Source organism: Mesorhizobium sp. CA4 (genome assembly GCF_020165075.1).
In the GTDB taxonomy this organism is placed as follows: domain Bacteria; phylum Pseudomonadota; class Alphaproteobacteria; order Rhizobiales; family Rhizobiaceae; genus Mesorhizobium.
Genome location: NZ_JAIUHK010000022.1, coordinates 1 through 24,191, shown reverse-complemented (window position 1 = coordinate 24,191; position 24,191 = coordinate 1). Strand labels below are relative to the sequence as shown.

Annotated in this window: 16 protein-coding genes; 5 read left to right on the top strand and 11 right to left on the bottom strand. The window is 64.1% G+C overall.

Translation table 11 applies throughout. The features are described 5' to 3' along the window. Nucleotides 1-5 precede the first annotated feature (5 nt). The 4 genes from LB528_RS18535 to LB528_RS18520 all read right to left on the bottom strand — a co-directional run bounded on the left by LB528_RS18535 (nucleotide 6) and on the right by LB528_RS18520 (nucleotide 9,177). A complete protein-coding gene (locus LB528_RS18535; RefSeq protein WP_224715853.1) occupies nucleotides 6-1,280 on the bottom strand; it encodes an ABC transporter substrate-binding protein in 1,275 nt (424 codons plus the stop codon). Between the two features lie 101 nt (nucleotides 1,281-1,381). Beyond that, nucleotides 1,382-1,993 carry a lytic transglycosylase domain-containing protein gene (locus LB528_RS18530; protein WP_411962207.1) on the bottom strand — a complete coding sequence of 204 codons (612 nt, stop codon included), beginning with the start codon at nucleotides 1,991-1,993 and terminating at the stop codon, nucleotides 1,382-1,384. A gap of 254 nt (nucleotides 1,994-2,247) precedes the next feature. After that, complete coding sequence (locus LB528_RS18525; RefSeq protein WP_224627496.1) at nucleotides 2,248-2,616, bottom strand: hypothetical protein; 369 nt, start codon at nucleotides 2,614-2,616, stop codon at nucleotides 2,248-2,250. Nucleotides 2,617-2,688: 72 nt separating this feature from the next. After that, nucleotides 2,689-9,177 carry a DUF5801 repeats-in-toxin domain-containing protein gene (locus tag LB528_RS18520; protein WP_224715852.1) on the bottom strand — a complete coding sequence of 2,163 codons (6,489 nt, stop codon included), beginning with the start codon at nucleotides 9,175-9,177 and terminating at the stop codon, nucleotides 2,689-2,691. A gap of 324 nt (nucleotides 9,178-9,501) precedes the next feature. Here LB528_RS18520 and LB528_RS18515 point away from each other — a divergent pair, with 324 nt between their 5' ends. Then, nucleotides 9,502-10,452 carry a transglutaminase-like cysteine peptidase gene (locus LB528_RS18515; protein ID WP_224715851.1) on the top strand — a complete coding sequence of 317 codons (951 nt, stop codon included), beginning with the start codon at nucleotides 9,502-9,504 and terminating at the stop codon, nucleotides 10,450-10,452. A 92-nt stretch (nucleotides 10,453-10,544) separates the two neighbouring features. On the opposite strand, the gene LB528_RS18510 is transcribed toward LB528_RS18515, so the two are convergent. From LB528_RS18510 to LB528_RS18495, 4 genes are read right to left on the bottom strand one after another with little or no spacing between them, the layout of a single operon-like run. Next, the gene (locus LB528_RS18510) at nucleotides 10,545-11,186 is read right to left on the bottom strand and encodes a ribbon-helix-helix domain-containing protein (protein ID WP_224715850.1); all 642 of its coding nucleotides are present in this window, start codon (nucleotides 11,184-11,186) and stop codon (nucleotides 10,545-10,547) included. Further along, nucleotides 11,176-12,465, bottom strand: a complete 1,290-nt coding sequence (locus LB528_RS18505) for an HlyD family type I secretion periplasmic adaptor subunit (RefSeq protein ID WP_224715849.1) — start codon at nucleotides 12,463-12,465, stop codon at nucleotides 11,176-11,178. The genes LB528_RS18510 and LB528_RS18505 overlap by 11 nt, the downstream gene beginning before the upstream one ends. A 15-nt stretch (nucleotides 12,466-12,480) precedes the next feature. Beyond that, on the bottom strand, nucleotides 12,481-14,613 hold the full coding sequence (locus LB528_RS18500; protein WP_224715848.1) for a type I secretion system permease/ATPase: 2,133 nt from the start codon (nucleotides 14,611-14,613) through the stop codon (nucleotides 12,481-12,483). A gap of 38 nt (nucleotides 14,614-14,651) precedes the next feature. Next, entirely contained in the window at nucleotides 14,652-16,100 is a 1,449-nt protein-coding gene (locus LB528_RS18495; protein WP_224715847.1) for a TolC family protein, read from the bottom strand. A gap of 411 nt (nucleotides 16,101-16,511) precedes the next feature. Here LB528_RS18495 and LB528_RS18490 point away from each other — a divergent pair, with 411 nt between their 5' ends. Next, the gene (locus tag LB528_RS18490; protein ID WP_224715846.1) at nucleotides 16,512-17,840 is read left to right on the top strand and encodes an NAD(P)H-dependent oxidoreductase; all 1,329 of its coding nucleotides are present in this window, start codon (nucleotides 16,512-16,514) and stop codon (nucleotides 17,838-17,840) included. On the opposite strand, the gene proC is transcribed toward LB528_RS18490, so the two are convergent. From proC to LB528_RS18475, 3 genes are all read right to left on the bottom strand, one after another. Beyond that, nucleotides 17,815-18,630 (bottom strand): pyrroline-5-carboxylate reductase, encoded by an 816-nt coding sequence (proC, locus tag LB528_RS18485; RefSeq protein WP_224715845.1) that lies wholly within the window; start codon nucleotides 18,628-18,630, stop codon nucleotides 17,815-17,817. The two genes, LB528_RS18490 and proC, sit on opposite strands and share 26 nt — an antisense overlap. An 81-nt stretch (nucleotides 18,631-18,711) precedes the next feature. Further along, nucleotides 18,712-20,031, bottom strand: coding sequence for an O-antigen ligase family protein (locus LB528_RS18480; protein WP_224715844.1), 1,320 nt, complete (start codon nucleotides 20,029-20,031; stop codon nucleotides 18,712-18,714). Then, on the bottom strand, nucleotides 20,000-20,998 hold the full coding sequence (locus LB528_RS18475; protein WP_224715843.1) for a glycosyltransferase family 2 protein: 999 nt from the start codon (nucleotides 20,996-20,998) through the stop codon (nucleotides 20,000-20,002). Before LB528_RS18475 ends, LB528_RS18480 begins: the two co-directional genes overlap by 32 nt. Nucleotides 20,999-21,167: 169 nt before the next feature. Here LB528_RS18475 and LB528_RS18470 point away from each other — a divergent pair, with 169 nt between their 5' ends. From LB528_RS18470 to LB528_RS18460, 3 genes are read left to right on the top strand one after another with little or no spacing between them, the layout of a single operon-like run. Next, nucleotides 21,168-22,340, top strand: a complete 1,173-nt coding sequence (locus LB528_RS18470) for a glycosyltransferase (protein WP_224715842.1) — start codon at nucleotides 21,168-21,170, stop codon at nucleotides 22,338-22,340. Further along, nucleotides 22,337-23,131, top strand: a complete 795-nt coding sequence (locus tag LB528_RS18465) for a WecB/TagA/CpsF family glycosyltransferase (RefSeq protein ID WP_224715841.1) — start codon at nucleotides 22,337-22,339, stop codon at nucleotides 23,129-23,131. The genes LB528_RS18470 and LB528_RS18465 overlap by 4 nt, the downstream gene beginning before the upstream one ends. Beyond that, nucleotides 23,128-24,051: a DUF6492 family protein gene (locus tag LB528_RS18460; protein ID WP_224715840.1), complete on the top strand. Its 924-nt coding sequence runs from the start codon at nucleotides 23,128-23,130 to the stop codon at nucleotides 24,049-24,051. Before LB528_RS18465 ends, LB528_RS18460 begins: the two co-directional genes overlap by 4 nt. Nucleotides 24,052-24,191: the final 140 nt, after the last annotated feature.

Sequence of the window (24,191 nt, the reverse complement as noted above, 5' to 3'; positions counted from 1 at the left end):
GACAGTCAAAACCCCGACGTCTGCTTCTCCACCAGCTTCAACTGGCCCTTCTCAACCCTGAAGAAGGGCATCGACCTCTGGCTCGAGCCGTCGCTGCGGAAGCGGAAGAGGCCGGTCGAGCCGCGGAAGCCGGTCGTGTTCTCCAGCACCTGCTTGTTGAAGCCGTCGGGGCCGGCCGCGCTCGCTATGCCCGCGCTCAGCGCCACCATGTCGTAGGCATAGGCCACGTTGACATCGGGCTGATACTTGTAGGCCGCCTTGAAGCGGTCGGCGATCGGCCCTGTCTCGCTCTCGTCGAGGGTCGCTATATAGGCGCCCTCATAGAGCGGATCGATCGGGCGCTCGAGCCAGCGGTCGGTGCCGATCACCGTCACCGTCTTGCCTGGAATGCCCTTCGCCTTCAGCGCCGCCAGCACCGTGGCCGGGCTGCCGCCGCCGCTGGCGACGACCACGGCGTCGGGCGCCTCGACCAGCGAGCCCATGTCCGACACCACCTTCGCGCCGCCGTCGGTCGGCGAATAGGGCAGCGTCACCGCAAGCGTGGCGCCATAGATGCTGAGCGCGTTGGCCACCCGGGATTCAATGGCGCTCGAGTCCGCGCCCGCCGGCACCAGCAGCACGAATTTCTTCGCGCCCTTGCTGGCGATTGCCGCGGCGCCGGCCGCGGCGCTGTCGGCTTCGCTGAGCCGCACGGAATAGACGCCGGGGCCGCCGGCGAAATTGTCGGCCAGCGCCAGCACCGGCGGCCGCTTGGAGCCCGAGAGCTTGGCAAGGTGCTGCGCGGCCGCAAGCTCGGACGGCCCAATAACGGCCTTCGCCGTGCCCGAGGTGATCGCCTTCACCGCGAGGTCCTTCGCGTAGCCGCTGTCGCCGCGCGTATCCTCGATCGTCAGCGTCAGAAGCTTGTCGCCGAGATCGGCCATTGCGAGGCGCGCGCCGTCATACATTTTGCGGCCGTTCTCGCCGGTGCTTCCGGGCGCCGAAAGCGGCAGCAGCATGGCCACCTTGGTCGGCCCCGTGCCGAGCGTCAGCTGGGCCTTGGCGGCGACGGCCGATGTCGGACCGCCCGAAGTCGCGCTGGCCAAGGCCGAACTACCGGAGATCTGGCCACTGGCCTGCTGCGCCGGCGCCGCGGCGGCGCCCGCCTGGCCGGCGGGTGCGGCGATCGCCGACGGATCGAGCACGTCCGACGCGCCGCTCTTGGACTGGCATGCGCACAGCGTCGCGACGAGCCCGAGAGCGAGAGCCAACAGACGCGGATCGTGCCGCTCACATTTCATTTGATGCTTCCATCCATCTGCCGCCAGTATTCGCCTTGGTCTGCCTTCACTTCTCTTAACGTTTGCCTGCCCGGCCGTCCCGCAATTCTTGCATCATCGCTTCAGCCGTCGAACAGCCGCGCTCTCAGCGCCTGTATCGTCCTCGCCTGCGCCGGGCTGCGATAGTCGGCGCATTTCATGTAGCGCGGCCCCGGCACGAACGATCGTCGCGCGCAGACGCGTTTCTCCTGGCCGGCGGCGGAGAAGCCGATCGTCGAGACGTCGGAGAATCCGATCGTCGCCACCGGAAGCGGCCCGGCCACATCGAGCCCTTCCCGTGCCAGAATCGCGCGTGCGCGCCGGCAGTAGTCGACCGAGCGGACCGAGAAGCGGGTCTCGCCGTGCCCGGCGCGGTATTTCATCACGGTGGTGCAAAGATCGCCCGCGGCGAGCCTGTTTGCCTGCGCCAGATATCTGACGCCGAGCGCGATGTTGGTGGCCGGCTCGCCAAGCTCGTCGAACGAGCCGCGAAAGCCGAGCATCCGCGCCGTTGCCGGCATGACCTGCATCAGGCCGATCTCGCCGTCGGCGCCGCGCACGCCGGGATCGAAGCCGCTTTCGATCTCCATCACCGCATGCGCCAGCACCGGCTCGAGGCCGTAGATCGACGCCTGGCAGGTGGCGAATGCCTTGAATGTCGCGCGCGTCCGCTCGGGCGCCGCGTCGCAGCGCACGGGCTGCGTCCCCGGCGGTTGCGGTCGTTCCAGCCAGTTGGCGTGGACAGGTGTTTGCCCCGGGCCAAGCAAGGCGACCGCCAGGGCAATTCCCGGAAGACTGCGCAGCGGTTTGCCGCTCGCAATCGCGTCAAAACAAAGAGATAGACCGGTTCGCCGTTTCCGTGAAACGGCGAACCGGTCCAGGGCGATCGCCTTCGCCGGTTTTCCGTTGGCCACCATCGTAGCCAGCCGGCGCTCGATGGGCCGTCAGCTCAGTGCATGTACTCGACCATGCGGTCGTGGAAGCACTCGCATTTGTTGAGCGTGTCTTCGTCCTTGTAGTTCGTCTTGAGGTAGCCATAGGCCATGCCGCAGGCGACCTTGGCTTCCGAGGCCCAGACGAAGGCGGGACGCGACGAGTTGATCCATTCCGGGCTGTTGGCGACGGCGACCGATTCGTCCATCAGCTTCACCACATGGTCCTTGAGCTCAACCATGTTGTCGGTCAGCACCAGGTCCGAGGTGCCGACGGCGCGGCAATAATTCACCGCCGGCTCGCCGATGATGTCGGCGGCGAACCCCGTCGACCCGGCCACCAGAAGCGCCGCGGCCGAAGCCAGCAATCTTACGGAATGTTTCATGTAAACCCCTCTCCGAATTGCGAATTCACGGTTCTCTAATGGGTAGCATGGAAGCGTGGCCACGCATAAGTGCTAAATCGTGGCCGTGTGCTGCGCATGAGTGTTGTCATCGTAAAGGATCGTAATCGTGCCGGCGGCAGGTGTGTTCGTCAATTGCGCGACGTCGACGAAATTGGCCGCGTTGCCTGAACCGCTGGTATCCACGCTCAGCGCGCCGGTCGCGCTGTCATAGTGCACGTAATTGCTGATGTTGCCGGTCGGCGCTGCGTCGAACAGCGCAGTCAGATCGATCTTATCGCCGTCACCGCCGACGCCACTATAGTCGGTGATGAGATCCTTGATATCGAGGTGATCAAACTTGAATGTGTCGGCGCCAGTGCCGCCGGTCAATGTGTCCTGGCCGAGGCCGCCAATCAGGGTATCGTTGCCGCCGCCGCCATTCAGCGTGTCATTACCGACGCCCCCCGCGAGGTAGTTGTCGCCGGCATTGCCGAAGAGATAGTCGTTTCCGGAGCCGCCGATCAGCCCTTCGATGCCGGTAAGCGTATCGCCAGTGGCGTCGCCGCCGCCGACTGAGCCCGCAGTCGGGTTGCTGAAATTCACCGGTGCGCCGGAGGCATGTCCGTCGTCGGCCAGGTGAATGGAGACGGCACCAATGCTGCCCGAGTAGTCGACAATATCGGTTCCAGATCCGCCCGAGATCGTGTCGGTATGTGTGCTTCCGGCGATGACGTCGTTACCGGACGTCCCGGTGAGCGTGTAATTGCTGGAGCCGTCTGCTGCCACAACGTGAACGCCGAGAGACTGCGTGGCCGTGGTATCGCCGTCCTTGTCGGTCGCCGACACTGTGAACGCCAGGTTCTGATCCTGGGGCAAGACGTTGTGCGTCAGCGAGATGTTCGAGAACTGCGCACCCTGCCCGGAGACATTGACTGCGCTTATCTGCAGCTGGTTAAAGCTGATCGACGGATCGATTACAAACGTGCCCGTTGCAGTGATGGAGATGTCGCCCGACACAGACGTATTGGTAAGAGTGTTCGTTGCAACCCAATGATAGGTTCCACCTGCGCCATTCAACGAATTGACGACCAAACTCACGGAGTCATTCAACTCGGCATTGGTGCTGGGCGGATTGTCGGCGCCGATACCAGTGCCTGGGGTGTGGAACTCCATCGTGAAGGATTCATTTCCGCCGACGAAAGTGTTTGCGACGCCGAATCCGTTGTTGTTGGAGTTGATGCCGTCCGGGCTTGAAAATTCGATATGGCCGTCACTGGTTTCGCGCCAATTCGGTCCGCCCGCAGGCAGGTTTTGCAGCGAATAGGTGACTGTAGTACCAGCATCGGGCTTGATAAGGTCGAACTCGTAAGTCCCATCGGTCCTCACGGCGAGGTCGAACACTTCCGTCGACCCCGACATCGCGTGGAGAACCGTTGTGCCGTCAGCGGCGATCGTGGTGTTGTAGGTGATGCCGGCAATCGCGGGACCCACGATGTTGAAGTGATCGATGCCGTCCGCTCCTGGTACCAGCGAAAAGAAGCCGGCGACCGAACCAACCTCGTTCGGGATAGTGCCCGAAGTGAAGGAACTCAGTGCCGGACCGTCGTCATGGAAAGTGGCCTTGGAGCCAAGATCAATCGACTGCGAGGCCTTGTCGCCATCGCCGTCGGTCACGGTTGCCGTCAGCGTCACCAGGCCTGAGGCCAGACTGATGCCTTCGGAGGTGTCCGTTGGATTGTCCACGGTATTCTGGTGTACGGCGCGGAACTCCGTTAGCGTCGTCTGGCCGCTTGTGGTGTTCACCGCGAGTGTGAACACCAGATAGGCTGCATCGCCGCTGTGGCCGGTCACGTAACCCGAAACAGTGCCGCCGCTTTGCGTCAGCACCACTGCCTGGCCGGTCGCCGAGTCGATCAGGTTCGAAGTCACACCCTGCGAGGAGACGCTTACACCGTAGCTAGTGGTGGCGCCGTCGGCACCCTGTACCACAGTGAACATTCCCGCAAAGGCGGCCGTAGCTGCGGTCAGCGCCGCGTTCGGCGTTGAGCCATTCAGCAGGTAGCTTTCATCGACATCCAGCGTCGGCGCAGCCGTGCCGCTCAATATGATCGAGGGCCCGTCATCCTTGATGCTAAGCGCGTTGCCGATGTTGAGCGACTGCGAGGCCTTGTCGCCGTCGCCGTCGGTCACCGTTGCCGTCAGCTGGATCAGGTTGGCCGTCAGGCTGGTGGCGTCGTCGGGGGTGTTGGAGGCATTGTCCTCATGCACCGCCCGGTCGAGATCGAACGACACCTTGCCGTTGGCATCCACGCTGGCCGTGAACACCAGCGGACCGCCGACGCCGGCGTGGCCTTCGACCACGTTGCCGTTCATCGACAGCACCACCGCCTGGCCCGTCGCCGTGTCGATCAGGTTGGAGGGGCCGGCCGTCACGCTGAGCGCGTAGCTGGTCGTGCCGCCGTCGGCGCCCGTCGTCACCGTGAAGGCGCCGCTGAAGGAGCCTTCCGCATGCGTCGAGCCGGCAGGGCCGGTGCCCGAGCCGTTGACGCCGTTGTTGGTCGCAGCCGTCAGGTAGCTCTCGTCCACCGTCAGCGTCGGCGCAGCCGTGCCGCTCAATATGATCGAAGGGCCGTCGTCCTTGATGCTCAGCGCGTTGCCGATGTTGAGCGACTGCGAGGCCTTGTCGCCGTCGCCGTCGGTCACCGTTGCCGTCAGCTGGATCAGGTTGGCCGTCAGGCTGGTGGCGTCGTCGGGGGTGTTGGAGGCATTGTCCTCATGCACCGCCCGGTCGAGATCGAACGACACCTTGCCGTTGGCATCCACGCTGGCCGTGAACACCAGCGGACCGCCGACGCCGGCGTGGCCTTCGACCACGTTGCCGTTCATCGACAGCACCACCGCCTGGCCCGTCGCCGTGTCGATCAGGTTGGAGGGGCCGGCCGTCACGCTGAGCGCGTAGCTGGTCGTGCCGCCGTCGGCGCCCGTCGTCACCGTGAAGGCGCCGCTGAAGGAGCCTTCCGCATGCGTCGAGCCGGCAGGGCCGGTGCCCGAGCCGTTGACGCCGTTGTTGGTCGCAGCCGTCAGGTAGCTCTCGTCCACCGTCAGCGTCGGCGCAGCCGTGCCGCTCAGCGCGATCGTGGGTACATCGTCCGTGATATTGATCGAGATGGTCGACGTCGATGTATTGCCAAAGCCGTCGGTTACCGTGAACGTGAACACGTCCTGGCCAGGCTGCACGTTGGCGCCGTCGTTGCCCGCCGGGACATTCGCCTCCGGCGACGTCAGCGTATAGCTATAGGTGCCATCCGCGTTGACATGCAGGATGCCATACGTGCCATTGATGTTCGTGCCGACATTGCCGCTGACGTCGCTGCCGACATTGCCGGCGGCAACACCGGTTACGGTCGCCCCGTCAGGATCCGAGAAGGTCAACTTGCCCGTCGTCGTCTCCGAGCCGTCGCCCGCATGCGAGCCGTCCACCGTCCCGGGGCCAAGGTCGCCGACCGGCGGCGTAGTGTCGATGCCCGCTTCGTTGACCGCCGCAACCTCCGCCACCACACGCGGCTGGCTGCCGGTCACCTCGATCGTCAGCGTCGCCGGCGAGGTATCGCCGTCGCCGTCGGTGATAGTGTAGTTGAAGACGTCGGTGCCAGTGGGCGTGTTCGGGGTGGCCTGATAGCTGTAGTCGCCATTGGCGAAGACGGTCAGCACGCCATGCGCGCCGGTCACCGTCGTCACGCCGGCGTTAGTTACCGAATTCGTCCAAGCGATCGACGCGATCCCGTCCGCTCCAGCCGTGTCCGCCGCGCCGAGACCATGGGTGCTTGTCCCGGCCTCGACATTGCCGGTCACGGTCTCGCCGGACTGCGCCGCGTCGGTATCGTTACGTGCCGTCGGCACGTCATTGACGATGTCGATGGTGAGCGTCGTGGAAGCGGGGTCGCCGTCGGAATCGACCACCTGCACGGCGAAGTCGTCATGCGTGGTGTTGCCCGAGGTGCTGTCGAGCAGCGTGTAGGAATAGGTGTAGCCGGCCGCTGGCGTGCCGGTGATGGTCAGGTCACCATACTGGCCGTGCACCAGAATGCCGCCGGCCGCGTTCGTCACCTCGACCTGAGTATTGTCCTTGTCGGTCACATAAAGATGGCCGATCGTGTCGCCACCAGTGGTGATCGCCAGCGCGCCGGTCGTCGTCTCGCTGGTGTCGCTGTTGTTGTTGGCATCGTTGTCGGCGATTTCGCCCGAGCCGGCCGGCAGGCCGTCATGCGGCGGAAGGCCGGCTTCGCTCGCCACGCTGTGGCCGTTCGCATCGGGATTCTGCGGCGTCACATCGATGGTGGGCGTCGAATCCGGCTTCAGATTGATCGTCACCGTCGCCACCGAGGCGTCGCCATCGCCATCGACGATCCGGTACTGGAACGTCACGGTTCCTTCTTCGCCGGCAGCCGGCTTATAGGTGAAGGTGCCGTCATTGTTGTAGGTGACCGTGCCGGTGCCGCCGTTGAGCGAGTTCGCCACATAGCTGACCTTCGTCGGGTCGGCGATGTTGACGCCGTCCGCGCCGGGCACATCATTGGCGAATACGTTCACCGTCACCGGGGCATTTTCGGTGCCTTGCGTAGCCACATCGTCATGCGCCGTCGGCACGTCGTTGACGATGTCGATGGTGAGCGTCGTGGAAGCGGGGTCGCCGTCGGAATCGACCACCTTGACGGCGAAATCGTCATGCGTGGTGTTGCCCGAGGTGCTGTCGAGCAGCGTGTAGGAATAGGTGTAGCCGGTCGCCGGCGTGCCGGTGATGGTCAGGTCACCATACTGGCCGTGCACCAGAATGCCGCCGGCCGCGTTCGTCACCTCGACCTGAGTATTGTCCTTGTCGGTCACATAAAGATGGCCGATCGTGTCGCCACCAGTGGTGATCGCCAGCGCGCCGGTCGTCGTCTCGCTGGTGTCGCTGTTGTTGTTGGCATCGTTGTCGGCGATTTCGCCCGAGCCGGCCGGCAGGCCGTCATGCGGCGTAAGGCCGGCTTCGCTCGCCACGCTGTGGCCGTTCGCATCGGGATTCTGCGGCGTCACATCGATGGTGGGCGTCGAATCCGGCTTCAGATTGATCGTCACCGTCGCCACCGAGGCGTCGCCGTCGCCGTCGACGATCCGGTACTGGAACGTCACGGTTCCTTCTTCGCCGGCAGCCGGCTTGTAGGTGAAGGTGCCGTCATTGTTGTAGGTGACCGTGCCGGTGCCGCCGTTGAGCGAGTTCGCCACATAGCTGACCTTCGTCGGGTCGGCGATGTTGACGCCGTCCGCGCCGGGCACATCATTGGCGAACACATTTACCGTCACCGGTGCGTTCTCGGTCGCTTGCGTGGCAACGTCGTCATGCGCCGTCGGCACGTCGTCGATGATCTGGACCGAAAGCGTGCCGGGAAGCGAGACGTCGCCGTCGCTGTCGGTGACGGTGACCGTCATGTTGTCGAAGATGGAATCGGTGCCCGTACCCGAATGCTGCTCGCTGTGCTCCAGCGTATAGGTGTAGCTCACCTGGCCGGTCGCGGCGTCGTAGCCGTTGATGGTCAGCGTGTTGCCGAAGGGCGTCGCAATGTTGATCGGTGTCGATCCGCTGTTGGCGAGCTGGGCACCCGAGATCACCTGGCCGTTGATGGTCACCGAGCCGATGCCGTCGGGCGAGGTGATGGTGAAGGTGCCGGTGTTGTGCTCGGAGGGGTCGTTGTCGACCGCGGTACTGGTGCCCGCTTCGCCCGAACCTTCCGAGCCGGCACTCGCCGGCAGGCCTTTTTCATTGACGATGGTGTCGCCGCCCCCGACCGATGGCGTCAGATCGAGGATCGTCGGCGTGTGGTTCGGTGCCAACCCCGGGAACAGATCGCGATGTTCCGGCTGGCCGAACGCGAGGTCGGTCGGCGGCAGCAGAGCGGTGAGGCCGAAGCCGTCGCCGATCCCGCCTGCGGGGTGTTCGAAATTGCCGCCCGCGCTGCCCGGCGAGCCGTTGCCGCCGGCCGAGATCGAGCCGTCGGCGCCGAAGGCGACATCGACATGGCTGGCCTCGAGCGCGGCGATCAGGGCCACGCGCGGCACCTCGACATCGCCGAGGATGAAGGTCGGCACGTTCAGCGCGCCGTCCTTGATCACGATCTCGGATCCGTCGGGCTGCACCAGCACCAGATTGTGGCCGTCGACCTTGATATTGTCGATCGAAACATCGGCCGGGAGCTTCACGACATTACCGGCTTCGGCGTGGTATTCATGCGGAACATTCGTAGCGGTGGCGTTCGCCGCCGGCGCGTTTCCTTGGGCGGCATTGGAAGCCGGGGCATTGGCAGCAGGGGCATTCGCATTGGCCGCCGGCTGGTTCGCGGCCGGCGTATTGGCTGCGCCTTGCGCCGGCGCGCCGCTGCCGACATCGACCGGCACCGGCTCGCTCGCCGGCTGGCCCGTGGTCGCCTGCGCGACCCGGACACCCGTCGAGATATGATTTTCACCAGCGCTGGTGTGCTCGTCCCAGGAATTTGAAACGGCGTCGAATTCGATATTGGTCGTCATAGCTAAAGCCCCTCCGGCATTTCCCGGAAAGAGACATGTCAGGCCCGGGCTTTGCAACAGACGTTCAATCTATTTCATATATTCGAATATGTAGAGAATCGCATTTTTTACACTTGGTAAATTGCGATGATATATCTGGATATGTATGATCTTAACGAGGGTGGGAGTGACCGCGCCGCACGCCTCGCGCCTTGGTAAATGGAAGTATAATTTTGAATAAAATTTGATGCAAAATAGAATAGGGTGATTCGCAGAAATTTACCTACCTTCCTTTCCGATAATTTGAGACAAGATTGGTAGCGTCCACAGTCAAAGGTGGGCGTTATGAAAATACAAAAAGCAGCCCCGACGGGGATCAAGGTACTCTTGCTGGCGATCGGCCTTGCCGTTCAGGCGAATCCGTCATCCGCCAGCGTGAATTCGGCCGTGGCTCCGACCCTGCAAAAGGTGCTTGCGCCGGCGAGTCTCGGCGGCGTTTCGCTAGCCCGGCCGCAGCCCTGGCAGCCGGCCGCCGCCTACTGGATCGCGGAGGTTTCAGCGGGCTATACGCCGACGGCATCTTATCAGGTTGAAGCGAACGCGACCGCCATGGCCGGTCCCGGCATCGACCCGATCCAGACTGCCGCGATCATTCCCGGCGTCTTCGGCTCGGTCGCTTTGTCGATGCGCAACTTTCCGGTCGCGGCGCGCTGGGCTCCAGTCTACACGGCCATCGCCGATTGCACCGCCGGCAGCGCCTGCGACCACGAGAGCCCGGCCTTCGCCGAGATCGTCAAGATTGCCGCCGAGAAGGGCTTTCGCGAGAAGCTCTCTTTCGTCAACAGCAGCATCAACCGCCTGATCGCCTACAAGTCGGATATGGCCGTCTACGGCAAGCTCGACTACTGGGCGAAGCCTTCGGAAATCCTCGAGCATCGGGCCGGCGATTGCGAGGATTTCGCCATATTGAAGATGGCGGCGCTGCTCAGAGCCGGCATCCCGGCGCAGAGCATGTCGCTGGTGGTGCTGCAGGACCGCCGCCGCAAGTTCTTCCATGCCGTCCTGTCGGTAAGCACGGGAAGCGGCGCCTTTATCCTCGACAGTCTCGGCAACGCCGTCATGCGCGACAGCGATCTGCCCGACTATGTTCCGCTCTATTCCTTCAGCACCGATCGCGCCTGGATCCACGGGTCGAAGTCGGGCGCGCAGATCGCCGACATCGCCGGCGGCTTCACGACGGTCGCGCCGGGCGAAGGATCGCCGGAACCATCAGTGGCTTCGAATCCGAAGCAGTAGCCTGCGGCGGTTCAGCGTTTCACGCAAACGGCAACCGTTCCGTTCTCCGCAATTCCGGACGACAAAACCGGCACGTGCTTTCTGGAATGGCCTCAGCCGTTGTAGACGAAAGCCATCAGCAGTTCCGGCTCGGTGACGGGTGCACGCACGGCGCTGAGCTGGCCGCGATAGCGGCGCTCGCCGGCGCCGATGACGAAACCGCTGGTGACGGGTGTTTCGCCATTGGCGTCGAGCCGGGCGAAGATGTCGGGAACGTTGAGATCGAGCGCCAGCTTCAGGTCCTGGCGCCCATCCTCGCCGGGCGCGTTCGGCAATTGGCGTCTGACCAGTTGCTGGAACGGGGTGTTGAAGGCCAGGATCTTCTTCGACGAAGACAGCGCGAAGGCGGGCGAGGGGCAGGCGACCAGGATCGCGTTGATCGTTCGGATTGAAGCGAGCTTGCGCAGCTCCATGCTCTCTTCGGCAAGGCCGCGCATGCAGGCGACGCGGATTGCCGAGGTGAGATTGCCCTGGTCGGGATGATGTTCGGCGATCTCCTCGACCAGCATGCCGATCGTGCATTTGCGGCTTTCGGCCATCTGCTTCAGCGTAACCCAGAAGGCGCGCTCCAGCCGGATGCCGCGACGCACGCCGCCGCGCGCGACGACGCGGAATTCCGGGCCGAAATCCTCGGCCGCGAGCGCCGGCAACAGCCGGTCGCGCGATGTGTCCGGATGGATGGCGCTACCGCTCACTCATTGCCTCCTGACGCGCCTTGTTGATGGGCTTCAAAAGATAGTTGAGGATCGTCTTGCGTCCGGTCTTGATGTCGACCGAGCAGATCATGCCGGGGATGATCGAATAGGTCTTGCCGTTCCTTGTAAGCGTCGATTTGTCGGTGGCGACCCGCACCTGGTAATAGGGCTCGCCCGTCTTTTGGTCGACGAGACTGTCGGCAGTGATTGTGGAGACCTTGCCCTCGATGCCGCCGAAGATCGAGAAGTCATAGGCCGTGACCTTGATCAGCGCCTCCTGGTTCGGCTGGATGAAGGCGACGTCGCGCGGCGAGACCCGGGCCTCGACCAGCAGCGTCTCGGAGGTCGGCACGATGCCGGCCACCACCGCGCCCGGCTGCACGAAGGCGCCGAGCGTGTTGACGTCGAGCGTGTTGACGATGCCGTCGACCGGCGAGCGGATGTCGGTGCGCGCCACCTTGTCGGTGGCGCCGCGGATGGTTTCGTCGACCACGGACAGATCGGCGAGCGCCTGCGTCAGGTCGCTCAACGCTTCCTGCTGCAATTGCAGCCCCAATTCATTCACCTGAAGCTGCGCTTCTGTGATTGCCCCCTGGGTCTTCTTGATGGTCTCGCCGGCAAGGGTCAGCTGTCCGCGAAGGTCGGTCTGTTCCCGCTCGACGCGGATCTGTTCGGTCCTGGCCATCAGGCCTTTCTTGACCATGGGTTCGACCAGGGCCGCTTCCTGGTCGGTGACGGCAAGGCTCTTGGACAGGCGGTCGGCATTGGCGGTGGCCTCGTCGAGCTCCTTCTCGCGCTGGTCGAGGCGTGATTTGAGAACCGACAGCTTGACCTCGAAATTGTCGCGGCGCGCGACGAGCAGCTTCTGCTCATTGTCGCAGATCTCCGGCGCGACCTTCTGGATTTCCGCCGGACAGGGAAACGACCCTTCGACACTACCGCTCTGCTCGAACTGCAGCCTGGCGATGCGCGCCTGCAGCGCCCGCGCCTTGGCCTTCTCTTCGCCAAGGCTCGAGGTGTTGCCCGAATTGTCGAGGCGGATGATGAGGTCGTTCTTCTTGACGGTCTGGCCGATCTGGACGGCGATCTCCTGCACCACGCCGGCTTCGCTGGCCTGGATGATCTGCGTCTTTGAAGCGGGTATCACCTTGCCGTCGCCGCGCGCGATCTCATCGACCTCGGCGAACGAAGCCCAGGCCGTGAAGCACACGAACAGCGCTCCGACAATGTAGACGGAGGCCGAGGCGAATAGGGGTGGCCGGTCTTCCCTTGCTAGCATATCCATACGTTCCGGTCAGGCATTTGCCTTCTGCAGCGCCTGGATGACTTGTTCCTTCGGCCCGTCGGCGACGACGCGGCCCTGGTCGATGACAATGAGGCGGTCGGCAAGTTCCAGCATGCTGTAGCGATGGGTCGACACGATCAGCGTCGTGCTGCGGTCGAACGCCACCTTGAGCTGCTTGATCAACTGCCGTTCGGAAGCGAGGTCCATCGAACCTGACGGCTCGTCCAGGAACACGATCTTCGGTTTGGTCAAAAGCAGCCGCGCGATCGCCACCGCCTGCCTTTGCCCGCCCGACAGATTGGTGCCACGCTCGCCGACATTCATGTCGTAGCCGCGCGGATGTCGCGAGACGAAGTCGTCGACGCCGGCGGCTTTCGCCGCGTCGATGATCTCCTCGTCGGTCGCCTCCGGCGCCGCCATCAGGAGGTTCTCCTTGATGGTGCCCGAAAACAGGTCGCCGGCCTGCGCGACGATGCCGACCGCGGCGCGAACCTCCGAGGGGTGGTACTGGCGGATATCGATGCCGTCGAGCAGCAGTTCTCCCGACGTCGGCAGGAAGAGCCGGCCGATCAGCCGGCCCATCGTGGTCTTGCCGGAGCCGATGCGGCCGATAATGCCGACCCGTTCGCCGGGGCGGACCGCGATGTTGAGCCCGCTCAGAACCTCATTTTCCGTGCCTGGATAGGCAAAGCCGACATTCTTGAAGACCAGCGCGCCGCTGCGGATCGGCCGGTTGACGAAGCCGACCGTGTCGGGGCGGTCCTCCGGCTGCGACATGATCGTGTTGATGATCTTGAGCGACAGCATGGCCTGCCGGAACCGGGCAAGCGTGATGGCGATCTGACCGAGCGGCGCCACGGCGCGGCCGGCGAGCATCACGGTGCCGATGATGGCGCCGGTCGACACCTGGCCTTCCGAGAACGCATAGGCGCCGGCCACAACCAGGGCGACCGTCACGAATTGCTGGATGGCGCCGGTGATGTTGCCCGCCGCCGCCGAAAGCTCTTTGATTTTTTCCGACGTGTTGGCCGCATTCTTCGAGTGCTCGCCCCATTTGCGCAGCAGGTAGGCTTCGGCGCGCAGCGACTTGATCGTCTCCAGCGTCGAGATGGACTCGACCAGCAGGGCCTGGCGCTGCGACGCCTCGTTCATCGACGCCGCGACCCGCTTGCCGATCCGCCGCTGCGTGATCAGCCCGACAATGACGGAGATGACGAAGGCCAGTGCCGGTATGATCACCAGCCAGCCGCCGATGGCGTAGATCACAGCCAGGAAGACGAAGACGAAGATCGTGTCGATGAAGACGCTGATCGTGTTCGAGGTGAAGAACTCGCGCACGAACTCATATTGCGTGACGCGGTTTGCATATTCGCCCGTCGATCCGGGCCGCGCCGAAAGCGAGGAATTCAGCACCTTCTCGAACAGCAGGTAGGAAATTCGCAGATCCGCCTTGCGGCCGGCATAGTCGATCAGCGACGCCCTGGCCGTCTTCAGAAGCAGGTCGAACAGGATCGCGGCGCCGATGCCGAGCGCCAGTACCCAGAGCGTCGAGATCGCCTTGTTGGGCAGGATTCGGTCGTACACGTTCATGGTGAAGATCGGCGAGGCGATCGCCAGCAGGTTGATGAACACCGCCGACAGCACCACCTTGGAATAGGTGCGCCAGAACGCCCCCATGGTGCCGGTCAGCCAATGGCGCCTTTCGATCCGCGCGGCGGTGCCGACCGTCATCTCCTCGGCCTGGTTGGCATAGGTGATCGAGAAGGACGTGCCGCCGCTGATATAGCTTTCGGCGAGTTCCGGCCTGCCGATCGTGGTGCGGCCGTTTTCCTGCGGCGCGGTCAGATATTGCCCGCCCTCCATTTCCGCCAGGAGAGCGATCGGCAACTGGCTGGCGCGAAAGACGATCGCCGGAAGATCGAAGCGGCCGCGCAGGAAATCGCGATGGCTGAAATCCTGAACCTCCAAGCCGATGCGCTCGGCCAGATGGCGGATCTCGTCGGGCCCGATGCGCGTCTCCGAGATCGGCACGCCGGCGAACAGCACCGTTTCCGCGCTCGGCCTGCCGAGATAGGCCGCGACAGCGCAGAAGCAGGCTTTGAAAGCCTCCTTGGGCGATAGGATATTAGGTTGCTGGTTCACGATCCGCCCCGAAGGACCGAAGATCGATACTACATCGGCTACTTTTTCCTGACCGGCGCGAGGATGTCGAACGGCAGATCGTTCTTCTGCTCCGACGGCGTGCGCGCATAAGTTTCGGTATCGGCCGTAGCCGGCGCGCCGAATTCCTCACGGGCGTAGGCCGCGGACTGCTTGGCCGGCTGGATGTTGAGCGTCTTCAGCAATTCCCCGGTCGCGGCCAGAAGGCGGTATTCTGCAAACAGCGACGCGTAGGATGATGTGTCGGCCAGTGTCGCGGTGTTGAAGCGCGTGTTCTGGGCATCGAGCACGTCGAGCAGCGAGCGCTGCCCGACCTTGAACTGCTCGCGATAGGAAGCAACCAGCCTTTCATTGGTGGCTGCCTGCTGGCGCAGCGTCTTTGCCAGTTCCGCCTGGCGGAAGCGGCGGTCCCACGAGGTACGGACGGCTTCCTCGATCTCGCGCAGCACCTGGTGCAGCGCAAGGCGCTGCTCGCTGGTGCGGCGGATCTGTTCCTGTTCGTTCGCCTTGTCGATGCCGCCGCGATAGAGGTTCCAGCGCAGCACCACCCGGGCCTGCAGGTCGCTCGCATCGCCATTGTCGCCGTCGATGTCATATCCGCCCCGGGCGACACCCTCGGCGGTAATCGTCGGGCCGTATTTCGCCCGCGCTGCGTCGACCAGCGAAGCGGCGGCGTCGATGTCGCTGTTGGCCATGTGGACGCGTGGATTGTTCTGCCTGGCGAGCCCGATCGCATCATCCAGCGACCGCGGCAGGGCGGCTGCGACATCGGCCGGCCGCGAGGCGTTGGTCAGCGGCTTGCCGACATTCTTGAAGAAGCGGATCTTGGCCGCCTCGAGTTCTTCGGTCGCTTCCTGCATCCGCGCCTTGGCCGCATAAAGGCGTTCCTCGGCCTGCTGCCGGTCGGCGTCGTTGAGCGCGCCCCCCGCGATGCCTTGCCTGATGTCGCTGAGGATGGACTGATGGAAGCCGAGGTTCTTCTTGGCTTCGACCACGATCGAAGCCTGCAGCATGTATTCCAGATAGTCCTGGACGACTGCAAGTCCGATGAACTCGGAGCGTTCCAGAACCCTGAAGGAAGCCCCATCGACCCGCGAGGCCTGGCGGTTCAGTTCGGCCCGCCTTGCGCCGCTGTCATAAAGCGTCTGCGAGACCGTGAGATCGGCCTCGTTCGGATAGAGGGCTTTGTGATCCTCGTCGAGCGCGCGCCGCGTGTCGTTGTCCAGGCGCCGAACGCCGGTCGATGCTTCCAGATCGACGCTGGGAAGATAAAGGCCTTTGGCCTGCCGCAGCTCGAATTCAATCGCTTCGCGGTTCTCGATCGCCTGTCCAATCTCCGGATTGGATTCCACTGCGACGGCAACGGCTTCCTTGAGTGTGAGTGCGCTGGCGCTACCACAAGCCAGCATCGACACCGTAACAGCAAGCGCAACGCGCCAGCCGACGGTAACTTTACCCGTCCTGGTCATTTCTACCCCGTGACTATCCCCGCGCCATTGCTTTTTTATTGGCGCTTATTTGCCCAAGCCTGCCACCGGAGCCTTCAGCCAGTATCTATCAGATTTTTCGAGGTTGTGAGCATATAATGGATTAGACACGCGCTAAAATTGCGATTTCCGGCATTAGGGTTAAAGCCTGTAGCAAAAATGGCACAGAAACCGGGTGCGCTCGCCAGGACTCTCCCAGTTCAAAGCGGGATGCAATGTCAATGGCCTGAAAGAACGGCGAATCGTGCGGCAGCCATGCACAAGCTCCCGTGAAATCTGCTGCGGCCTTGCAAAGCATGCGCAAGAAATCGCCATTTCAGCCTGGTTTGATTGGCAAACGCGGATCGTTCCCGGTATTGCGGGTGCCGAGCAAACAGCCTTGGATTTTCTTGCATGACCAATATCGCCCTGACCGGGCTTGCCCGCGATCTTGCCCGACGCGCCGCCGAGGGCAGGCCGGTGCGGCTCGGTGTCATCGGCTCCGGCGAGATGGGGACCGATCTGGTGACGCAGGGCATGCTGATGCCGGGCATCTCGATCGCGGCCATCTCCACGCGCCGTCCGCATACCGCCCGAGAGGCGATCCGCATCGCCTATGGCGACGAGGCGATGGCGGTAGAGGCCGAAACCGCTTCCAAGGTTACCCGGGCCATCGAAGGCGGCAGGATCGCCATCACCTCGAACGAGATGCTGGTCACCAACCCGCTCATCGACGCCACCGGCAAGCCGGGGGTCGCAGCCGATTTCGACCTGATGGCGATGGAGCATGGCAAGCATCTGGTGATGATGAATGTCGAGGCCGACGTGACCATCGGCTGCTATTTGAAGCAGCAGGCCGATCGGCTGGGTGTCGTCTACTCGGTCGGCGCCGGCGATGAACCTTCGAGCTGCATGGAGCTGATCGAGTTCGCCTCGGCGCTCGGGCTAAGCATCGTCGCGGCCGGCAAGGGCAAGAACAATCCGCTCAACCACGACGCCGTTCCGGATGATTACCGGGAAGAGGCGGCGCGCCGCAACATGAACCCGCGCATGCTGGTCGAGTTCGTCGACGGCTCGAAGACCATGGTCGAGATGTGCGCCATCGCCAATGCCACCGGCTTGGTCCCGGATGTTCCCGGCATGCACGGCCCCAAGGCCGACCGCGACCAACTGGCCAGGGTGCTGGTCCCGAAAGAGGATGGCGGCCTCCTGTCGAGGAAAGGCGTCGTCGACTACACAATCGGCAAGGGGGTTGCGCCCGGCGTCTTCGTCATCGTCGAGGCGACGCATCCGCGCGTCGTCGAGCGCATGGACGATCTCCATGTCGGCAAAGGCCCCTATTACGGCCTGTTCAGGCCCTATCACCTGACTTCGCTGGAGGTGCCGCTCACCGCCGCCCGCATCATGCTCTACGGCAAGCCCGACATGGTGCCTCTGCCGAGGCCGGTGGCGGAAGTCTGCGCGGTCGCCAAGCGCGACCTTGCCGCCGGGGAGACCTTCGACGCCATCGGCGAGACCTGCTACCGCTCCTGGACCATGACCGTCACCGACGCCCGCGCCAGTCGCGCCGTCCCGGTCGGCTTGCTCGAAAGCGGCAAGGTGCTGAAGCCGGTGAAGAAGGGCGAGCTGTTGACCGAGGACAATGCCGTGCCGGACCGGACAACAAGGCTCTACGCCCTGCGCCGGCTTCAGGATGACATGCTCTACGGAACGAAGGTTATTTCCCCAGCTCTATCGACCTAAGCCGCGCGGCTTCCACGGCTTCGGTGACGAGCTTCGTCAGGCGGTCGCCGCCCATCAGCACGGCCAAAGCCGCGGCGGTGGTGCCGTTGGGGCTGGTCACCTGCTGGCGCAGCACGCCCGGCTCCTCGTCTGCTTCCGCGGCGAGCGAGGCGGCGCCGAAGACGGTTTGCATGGCAAGCAGCTTGGCGGTTTCAGCGGGAAGGCCGGCCTTCTCGGCTGCAACTGTCAGCGCCTCGATAAAGTGGAAGACATAGGCCGGGCCGGAGCCGGAGACGGCCGTCACCGCGTCCATCAGGCCCTCGTCGTCGATCGTCGTCACGACGCCGCTTGCCGAAAGCAGCTCAAGGACGAAGCGGCGGATGTCGTCGGAGACCAGCGGGTTGGAGAATACCACCATCATGCCCTTGGCGATCGCCGCCGGCGTGTTCGGCATGCAGCGGATGACCGGCGCGAGCTCGCCCAGGATTTCCTCGAAGGTGGCGACCGGCGTGCCGGCGGCAACGCTGAGAAAGCTGGTCCTGCCGTCGCCGAAGCGCTTGTACTGCGCCGTCACCTCGCGGATCACCTGTGGCTTCACCGCGATGACGACGAGATCGGGCACGGCGTCGGCCGGGATGGCTGCGGCGTCGGCAGCGGCGCGGCAGCCGAGATGTTCGGCGCGCTGGCGCAATTCGGCATTGGGTTCGACCACGAACACTGCCTGCGGCTCGAGCCTGGCGGATTTCAGCCAGCCCGAGAGCATGGCGTAACCCATATTGCCGCAACCGGCGAGAACGAGCCTGATCGTCATGAAAGCCTCCGAAAAGAAGGCTTCCTTAGACAATTGCGGAGCGCTGGAAAAGTCCAGTGGCGGGAGATCGACAGCCCAGGATCAGCGGGAGAGGCGAACCGGGATCGGCCGCAGCGAGACTTGCCTTAAGCCAAGCACGCCAAGCACGAAGAACAGCCAGACGGGATCGCCGCGATGGAAGAAGAAGCTTTCCAGGAAACCGTTGAGCGCCGTGAACAGCACCACCATCATGAAGAAGTCGCCGAGGAAGATGTTTTCCTTACGCGCCGGGATGCGCATGTAGTCGCGCAAGGGGGCGATCAGGAAGGTGTAGGCAGCGACGCAGAGCGCCGGGATGCCCATCAGCACCGCGATGTCGAGATAGCCGTCATGGCCATGCACGATGGTGCGGATATCCCAAGGCCGATCGAAGGGCTGGTCCTGGTTGAGCAGCAGCGGCGTCCCCCAGAAACTTTCGTAGCCGTAGCCGGTCCACGGCTTCTTCGCCAGCATCTCGCCGGCGAACTCCCAAAGCGTCGTGCGTCCGGTATAGGTCAGGTCAGGGAAATAGATTGCCGCCAGATGTTTCACTGGGGGGATGAAGACGATGCCGAGCGTGCCGACGGCGGTCGCGATGATCGCCAGCGCGAACAGGATCGGCGTGCCCAGCCGTATGCCGATGAGGCTCGGCAGCACGACGATCATGATCGAGAAAGGGACGAGGCCGGCGGTCGTCTTGGAGCCGGTGTGGAGCATGAACACCATTGCCGCGCAGAAGATGCCGGCGCCCCACCAGCGCTGGCCGCGGCGGAAGAGATAGAGTCCGGCGAAGCTGAAACAGGCCATGACCGGCCCGGCGATGTTCTTGTGCGTGAAGACGCCGCGCCACAGGCCGGCATGCTCCGGCTCCTGCGAGTCGGCGGTGTGCAACGCTTCGTGCGGAAAGACGATCAGGCCGACATAGGAAAGGCCGATCACCACGACGGCGGTGAAGATGACCACCCTGGCGAAAGAGTCAGCGTCGCGCGGCAGCACCAGGATCGTCGCCATGGTGATGATGCCGATCATGGTGAAGGAGGCGGCGCGCATCGCCGCGGGCGGATCGGTGGCAAGCACCACCGACAGGAAGAAGAAGCCCAGCATCAGCGCCCAGGATGGGCTCACCAGCGAGCGCACCACGCGCGGATCGGCGAAGGCGAGCAGCGAGAAGGTGGAGACCGCGCCGAGCGAGCCGAAGCCGAGCTGGTTGACGATGTCGCCGCCGTCGCCGGTCAGTTCCGCGCCTGCCGGCTGGAAGGGCCGGAACGAGACCATGATGACGGTGAACAAGAGCGCGGCAATAGCCGTCGCCACACCTTCCCTGGTGAAGGCGGCGCTGAGCGGCGCGCGCTCAATTCTTCTCAGGCTGCCGGTACTGCTCATTGGCATATCCGAATTCGGCGAGCACCCGGCCGAGCGCGACATAGACCGGATAGAGGCTCGTCGGCAGCGAGCCGGTGCGCGCCAGCCGGACGGCGCCGCGCAGCGGCGAGGCTGCAAGCAGCGCCATGCTTTTGAGGAAAACTTTGGCGCCGGCAAACGGCGTGCCGGCCCGCTTCTTCTTTTCGACAAGTGTCGAGATCACGCCGTTGCGCAGGCTGCGGGCGCGGATCCAGTCGGCCTCGACGCGCCTGGCCGGCACGGTCTCGTTGACTTTTGCCTCGGCGCACCAGCCGAGTACGAAGCCCTTCCGCGCGGACCGGCTGAGAAAGTCGGAATCGCCGCCGCCCATGAAATTGAACCTGAGGTCGAGGAAGGGCGGTCCCATGGCCTTGAGCACGTTGCGCCCCACCAGCAAATTGCCGGACGAATAAAGCGCCGGCACGCGCCCCGTTTCCCGATAGGGCGGTGCAAAGACCGGATGCTCGGCCCATCTGGCATGCGAGGCGTCGGCAAAGATGGGTACCTGCGGGCCGCCGACAATGTCGGCTTCAAGCGTCTCCGCGGCGCCACACATGCGCTCCAGCCAGTCTGGCTCGGCCATCTCGTCGTCATCGATGACCAGCAGGTGGCGAAAATTGGGAAACTGCAGGATCGCCGTCTGCCAGCCGGCATTGTAGGCGCTGCAATTGCCGCGTTCGTGCGCGATGATGACCAGGCCGGGTATCTCGCCGCCTTCGAACAGCGGCAGCACCGCGGCAGCGCCCTCGCGCGCTTCGGCCTCGTTTTCCATGACGATGACGGCGAAGCGCCGGTCGGTCCGCTGCGCCTTGAGCGAAGCCAGGGTTTCCAGCACCTGCTTCGGCCGCTTGAAAGTCGGCAGCGTCACGACCGCTTCGACGGTCTCGGCGGCGAGCCCCGGCGACCGTCCCGCGATCGATACAGAAGCGTCGGACGGCAAAGGGATCATCCGTTTCCAGCAGCGTGGGTTTGGGCCCTCGATAGCATCGCGGTGATAACGTTCCGTTAATCACCTTCTCGCCCGTCTGTCGGAAAAGTCGGGTCCTCGGCCTTTGACGGTGCCATTTAATCAAGGCTTCACCGCGTGTTGCTACCGGATGCAGCCAAGGATAGGTGAGATGCATCTGCTGTTCGCCACATCGATCGTGCCCGATGGCGCTCTCGCCTCGGGCTACGAGATTGCCAATGCCGCGATCATCGATGCGCTGCGGCGCGCCGACGTGCGCGTGACGGTGATCGGCTTCATCTGGCCGGGGAAGACCCCGTCCGATCCGCAAAACACCATCGTGCTCGACGCTGTCGAAGTTCGCACCGAAAGCGCTTCGGCTTTGCGGAAACTTGCCTGGCTGGGCAAGGCTGTCCTCTCCGGCCTTACCTTCTCCTCGGTCAAGCTGCGCGTCGTTTCCGACGCGCAAGTCCGCGACGCCATCGAGCGCGCCGGTCCTTTCGACGGCTATGTGCTGAATTCGGTGCAGTTCGCCGGCGCCTTTGACAAGGTTCTCGCCGACCGTCCATTCGCCTTCGTCGCGCACAATGTCGAGCACCGCTCGGCCGAGGAAAATGCGGCCGCGGCCGGCAGCACGCTTCAGCGCTGGATGTTCCGCCGCGAAGCCAGACTCCTCAAGGTCATGGAGGAGCGCCTGTGCGGCGCCGCCAGCTTTGTGTTCACCCTGGCTGAGGAAGACCGCGCGGCGCTTGGCATCGCCTCCGACAGACGCTCGGCGGTGCTGCCGCTGGTGACCCGCGCGCAGGCGCCGGCAAGCAAGGCGAGGCGCCATATCGATTGCGACGCCGCGCTGATCGGCACCTGGACCTGGCAGCCCAACCGCATCGGCCTCGACTGGTTCCTGGCGAAGGTCGTGCCGCATCTGAAGCCGGATTTCCGCATCAAGATAGCGGGCAACCTGCCTTCCGGCGTCAGCTCGCCGCATCCCAGCGTCTCCTTCGTCGGCAGGGTTCCGGATGCGCAGGCCTTCGTGCGCGGCGCTGCCGTCATCCCCTTGATCAGCACCGCCGGCAGCGGCGTGCAGCTGAAGACGATCGAGACCTTCGAGCTCGGCCTGCCGTCCGTCGCCACCAGCCGCTCGCTGCGCGGCATCGGCTATCGACCCGACAATTGCGTTGTGACCGACGATCCGATTGCTTTCGCGGCCGCGCTGCAGGCGGCAGCGGCCAATGTCCGGGACGTCGATGGCAGCGCCTTCCACCGCCGTCAGTTGAAGGCGCTCGACGCCGCGATCGGCCTTGGCCTGGAGAAGCTCGGCGCCGTCAGGCAGGAGGCCGCCGCATGAACATGCACAGCGCGCGTGCCGCCTTCGGCTTCGATACGCTGAAGACCATTTTGGGCATTCCGGTGCTGGCCATAGGCTGGGAAGAGGCCATCGCTCTGCTCACAAGGCTGATCGACGAGCGCCGCTTCACCAAGGTGAGCTTCCTCAATGCCCACAACGCCAATCTTGCCTGCACCGACCCGGTGTTTGCCGAGGCGCTGGAAAACTTCCTCATCCTCCCCGACGGTGTCGGCGTCGACATGGCGGCAAAGCTGCTTTACGGCGCGCCTTTCCCCAGCAATCTCAACGGCACCGATTTCATTCCGGCCTTCCTGCAGGCCTCGTCGCACCCGCTGACCGTGGCGCTGCTCGGCACGACGCGCGCCAATGCCGAAGCCGCATCCGCGAAGCTCTCGACGCTCGCCATGCAGCACAAATTTGTCGTCGTCCATGACGGCTTCTTCTCCGTCGCCGAGGAGCCGGCGATCCTCGAGCGCATCGCCAGGCTGCGGCCGGATGTGCTGCTCGTCGCTATGGGCGTGCCGCGCCAGGAATTGTGGATCGAGCGCCACATCGACAGCCGCCATTGCACGCTGCCGGTCGCCGTCGGCGCGCTGCTCGATTTCATGAGCGGCTCTGTGCCGCGCGCGCCGCTATGGCTGCGCCGGCTGCGGCTCGAATGGCTTTTCCGCCTGTGGATCGAACCCGGCCGCCTGTGGCGCCGCTATATCGTCGGCAATCCGCTCTTCCTGTGGCGCGTCGTCAAGCAGAAGCTGTCGCTCGGCCCGCGACGGCTGGAGGCGCGCCGGTGAACAGCCGCTTCGTGCCGGATACCGCCACCGCTATAGAACCTCTGCCGCGCGCTCCCGCGGCAGCGATCGTCACGGCGAGCTACGCCCCCGATTTCGAGCGCTGCCGGTTGTTGTGCGAAACTATCGACCGCCACGTCACCGGCGTAGCGCATCACTATATCCTCACTGAACATCGCGACGTCGCGCTGTTTCGCCAGCTGGAAGGCAGCCGCCGCAGCGTTGTCGACGAGCGGGACCTGTTGCCGCGCTGGCTGCATGTCTTCGACGATCCGCTGAGCGGTTTTCGCCGCCGCGTCTGGCTGAGCCTCAAAACGCAGCCGCTGCGCGGCTGGCATGTGCAGCAGCTGCGCCGCATCGCCATTGCCGGCCATGCGAAGGAAGACGTGCTGATCTTCTGCGATTCCGACGTTGCCTTCCTGAAACCGTTCGACACCGGCACCTTCTGGCGCGACGGCAAGGTGCGGCTGTTCCGGCGCGACGGCGTGCTGTCGAACGATGGTCATGACGAGCATCGCATCTGGTCGCGCAACGCGAGGCGCGCGCTCGGCATCGATCCCGCCAATCCATCGAGCCACGACTATATCTCGACGCTGATCGCCTGGCGCCGCGAGACGGTCAACGCGATGTGCGAGCGCATCGAGAAGGTGCATGGCCGCGACTGGGTCGGCGTCGTCGGTTCGGCGCGCCGGTTCTCCGAATGCATGATCTATGGTCGGTACGTCGACGACGTGCTTGGAGGTGCAGGCCATTTCCACGGTTCGGAGGAGTTCTGCCGCGTCCACTGGAACGGCGAGCCGCTCTCGGATGACGAGTTCCGCCGCTTCGTCGACACCATGGCGCCGGAACAGGTGGCGATCGGCATGCAGTCCTTCATCGGCACCGATATCGGCCGCATCCGCCGCCTGATCGGACAGTTCTGACAGATCAGGATCGCCTGCTCCAGCAGATCAGAAGCTTTGGAAATGGCAAAAGCGCCTCTCCTTTCGTCATCCACGGGCGGAGCAAGGAGCGAAGCGACGCGCGCAGACCCGAGGATCCTGTGTGTTGGTTCTGGTGTATG

Coding starts and splice junctions, on each gene's coding strand:
- LB528_RS18515 (WP_224715851.1), top strand. CDS start 9,502: ATGAAAATACAAAAAGCAGCCCCGACGGGGATCAAGGTACTCTTGCTG.
- LB528_RS18495 (WP_224715847.1), bottom strand. CDS start 16,100: ATGACCAGGACGGGTAAAGTTACCGTCGGCTGGCGCGTTGCGCTTGCT.
- LB528_RS18520 (WP_224715852.1), bottom strand. CDS start 9,177: ATGACGACCAATATCGAATTCGACGCCGTTTCAAATTCCTGGGACGAG.
- LB528_RS18470 (WP_224715842.1), top strand. CDS start 21,168: ATGCATCTGCTGTTCGCCACATCGATCGTGCCCGATGGCGCTCTCGCC.
- proC (WP_224715845.1), bottom strand. CDS start 18,630: ATGACGATCAGGCTCGTTCTCGCCGGTTGCGGCAATATGGGTTACGCC.
- LB528_RS18535 (WP_224715853.1), bottom strand. CDS start 1,280: ATGAAATGTGAGCGGCACGATCCGCGTCTGTTGGCTCTCGCTCTCGGG.
- LB528_RS18465 (WP_224715841.1), top strand. CDS start 22,337: ATGAACATGCACAGCGCGCGTGCCGCCTTCGGCTTCGATACGCTGAAG.
- LB528_RS18490 (WP_224715846.1), top strand. CDS start 16,512: ATGACCAATATCGCCCTGACCGGGCTTGCCCGCGATCTTGCCCGACGC.
- LB528_RS18505 (WP_224715849.1), bottom strand. CDS start 12,465: ATGCTAGCAAGGGAAGACCGGCCACCCCTATTCGCCTCGGCCTCCGTC.
- LB528_RS18525 (WP_224627496.1), bottom strand. CDS start 2,616: ATGAAACATTCCGTAAGATTGCTGGCTTCGGCCGCGGCGCTTCTGGTG.
- LB528_RS18480 (WP_224715844.1), bottom strand. CDS start 20,031: ATGAGCAGTACCGGCAGCCTGAGAAGAATTGAGCGCGCGCCGCTCAGC.
- LB528_RS18475 (WP_224715843.1), bottom strand. CDS start 20,998: ATGATCCCTTTGCCGTCCGACGCTTCTGTATCGATCGCGGGACGGTCG.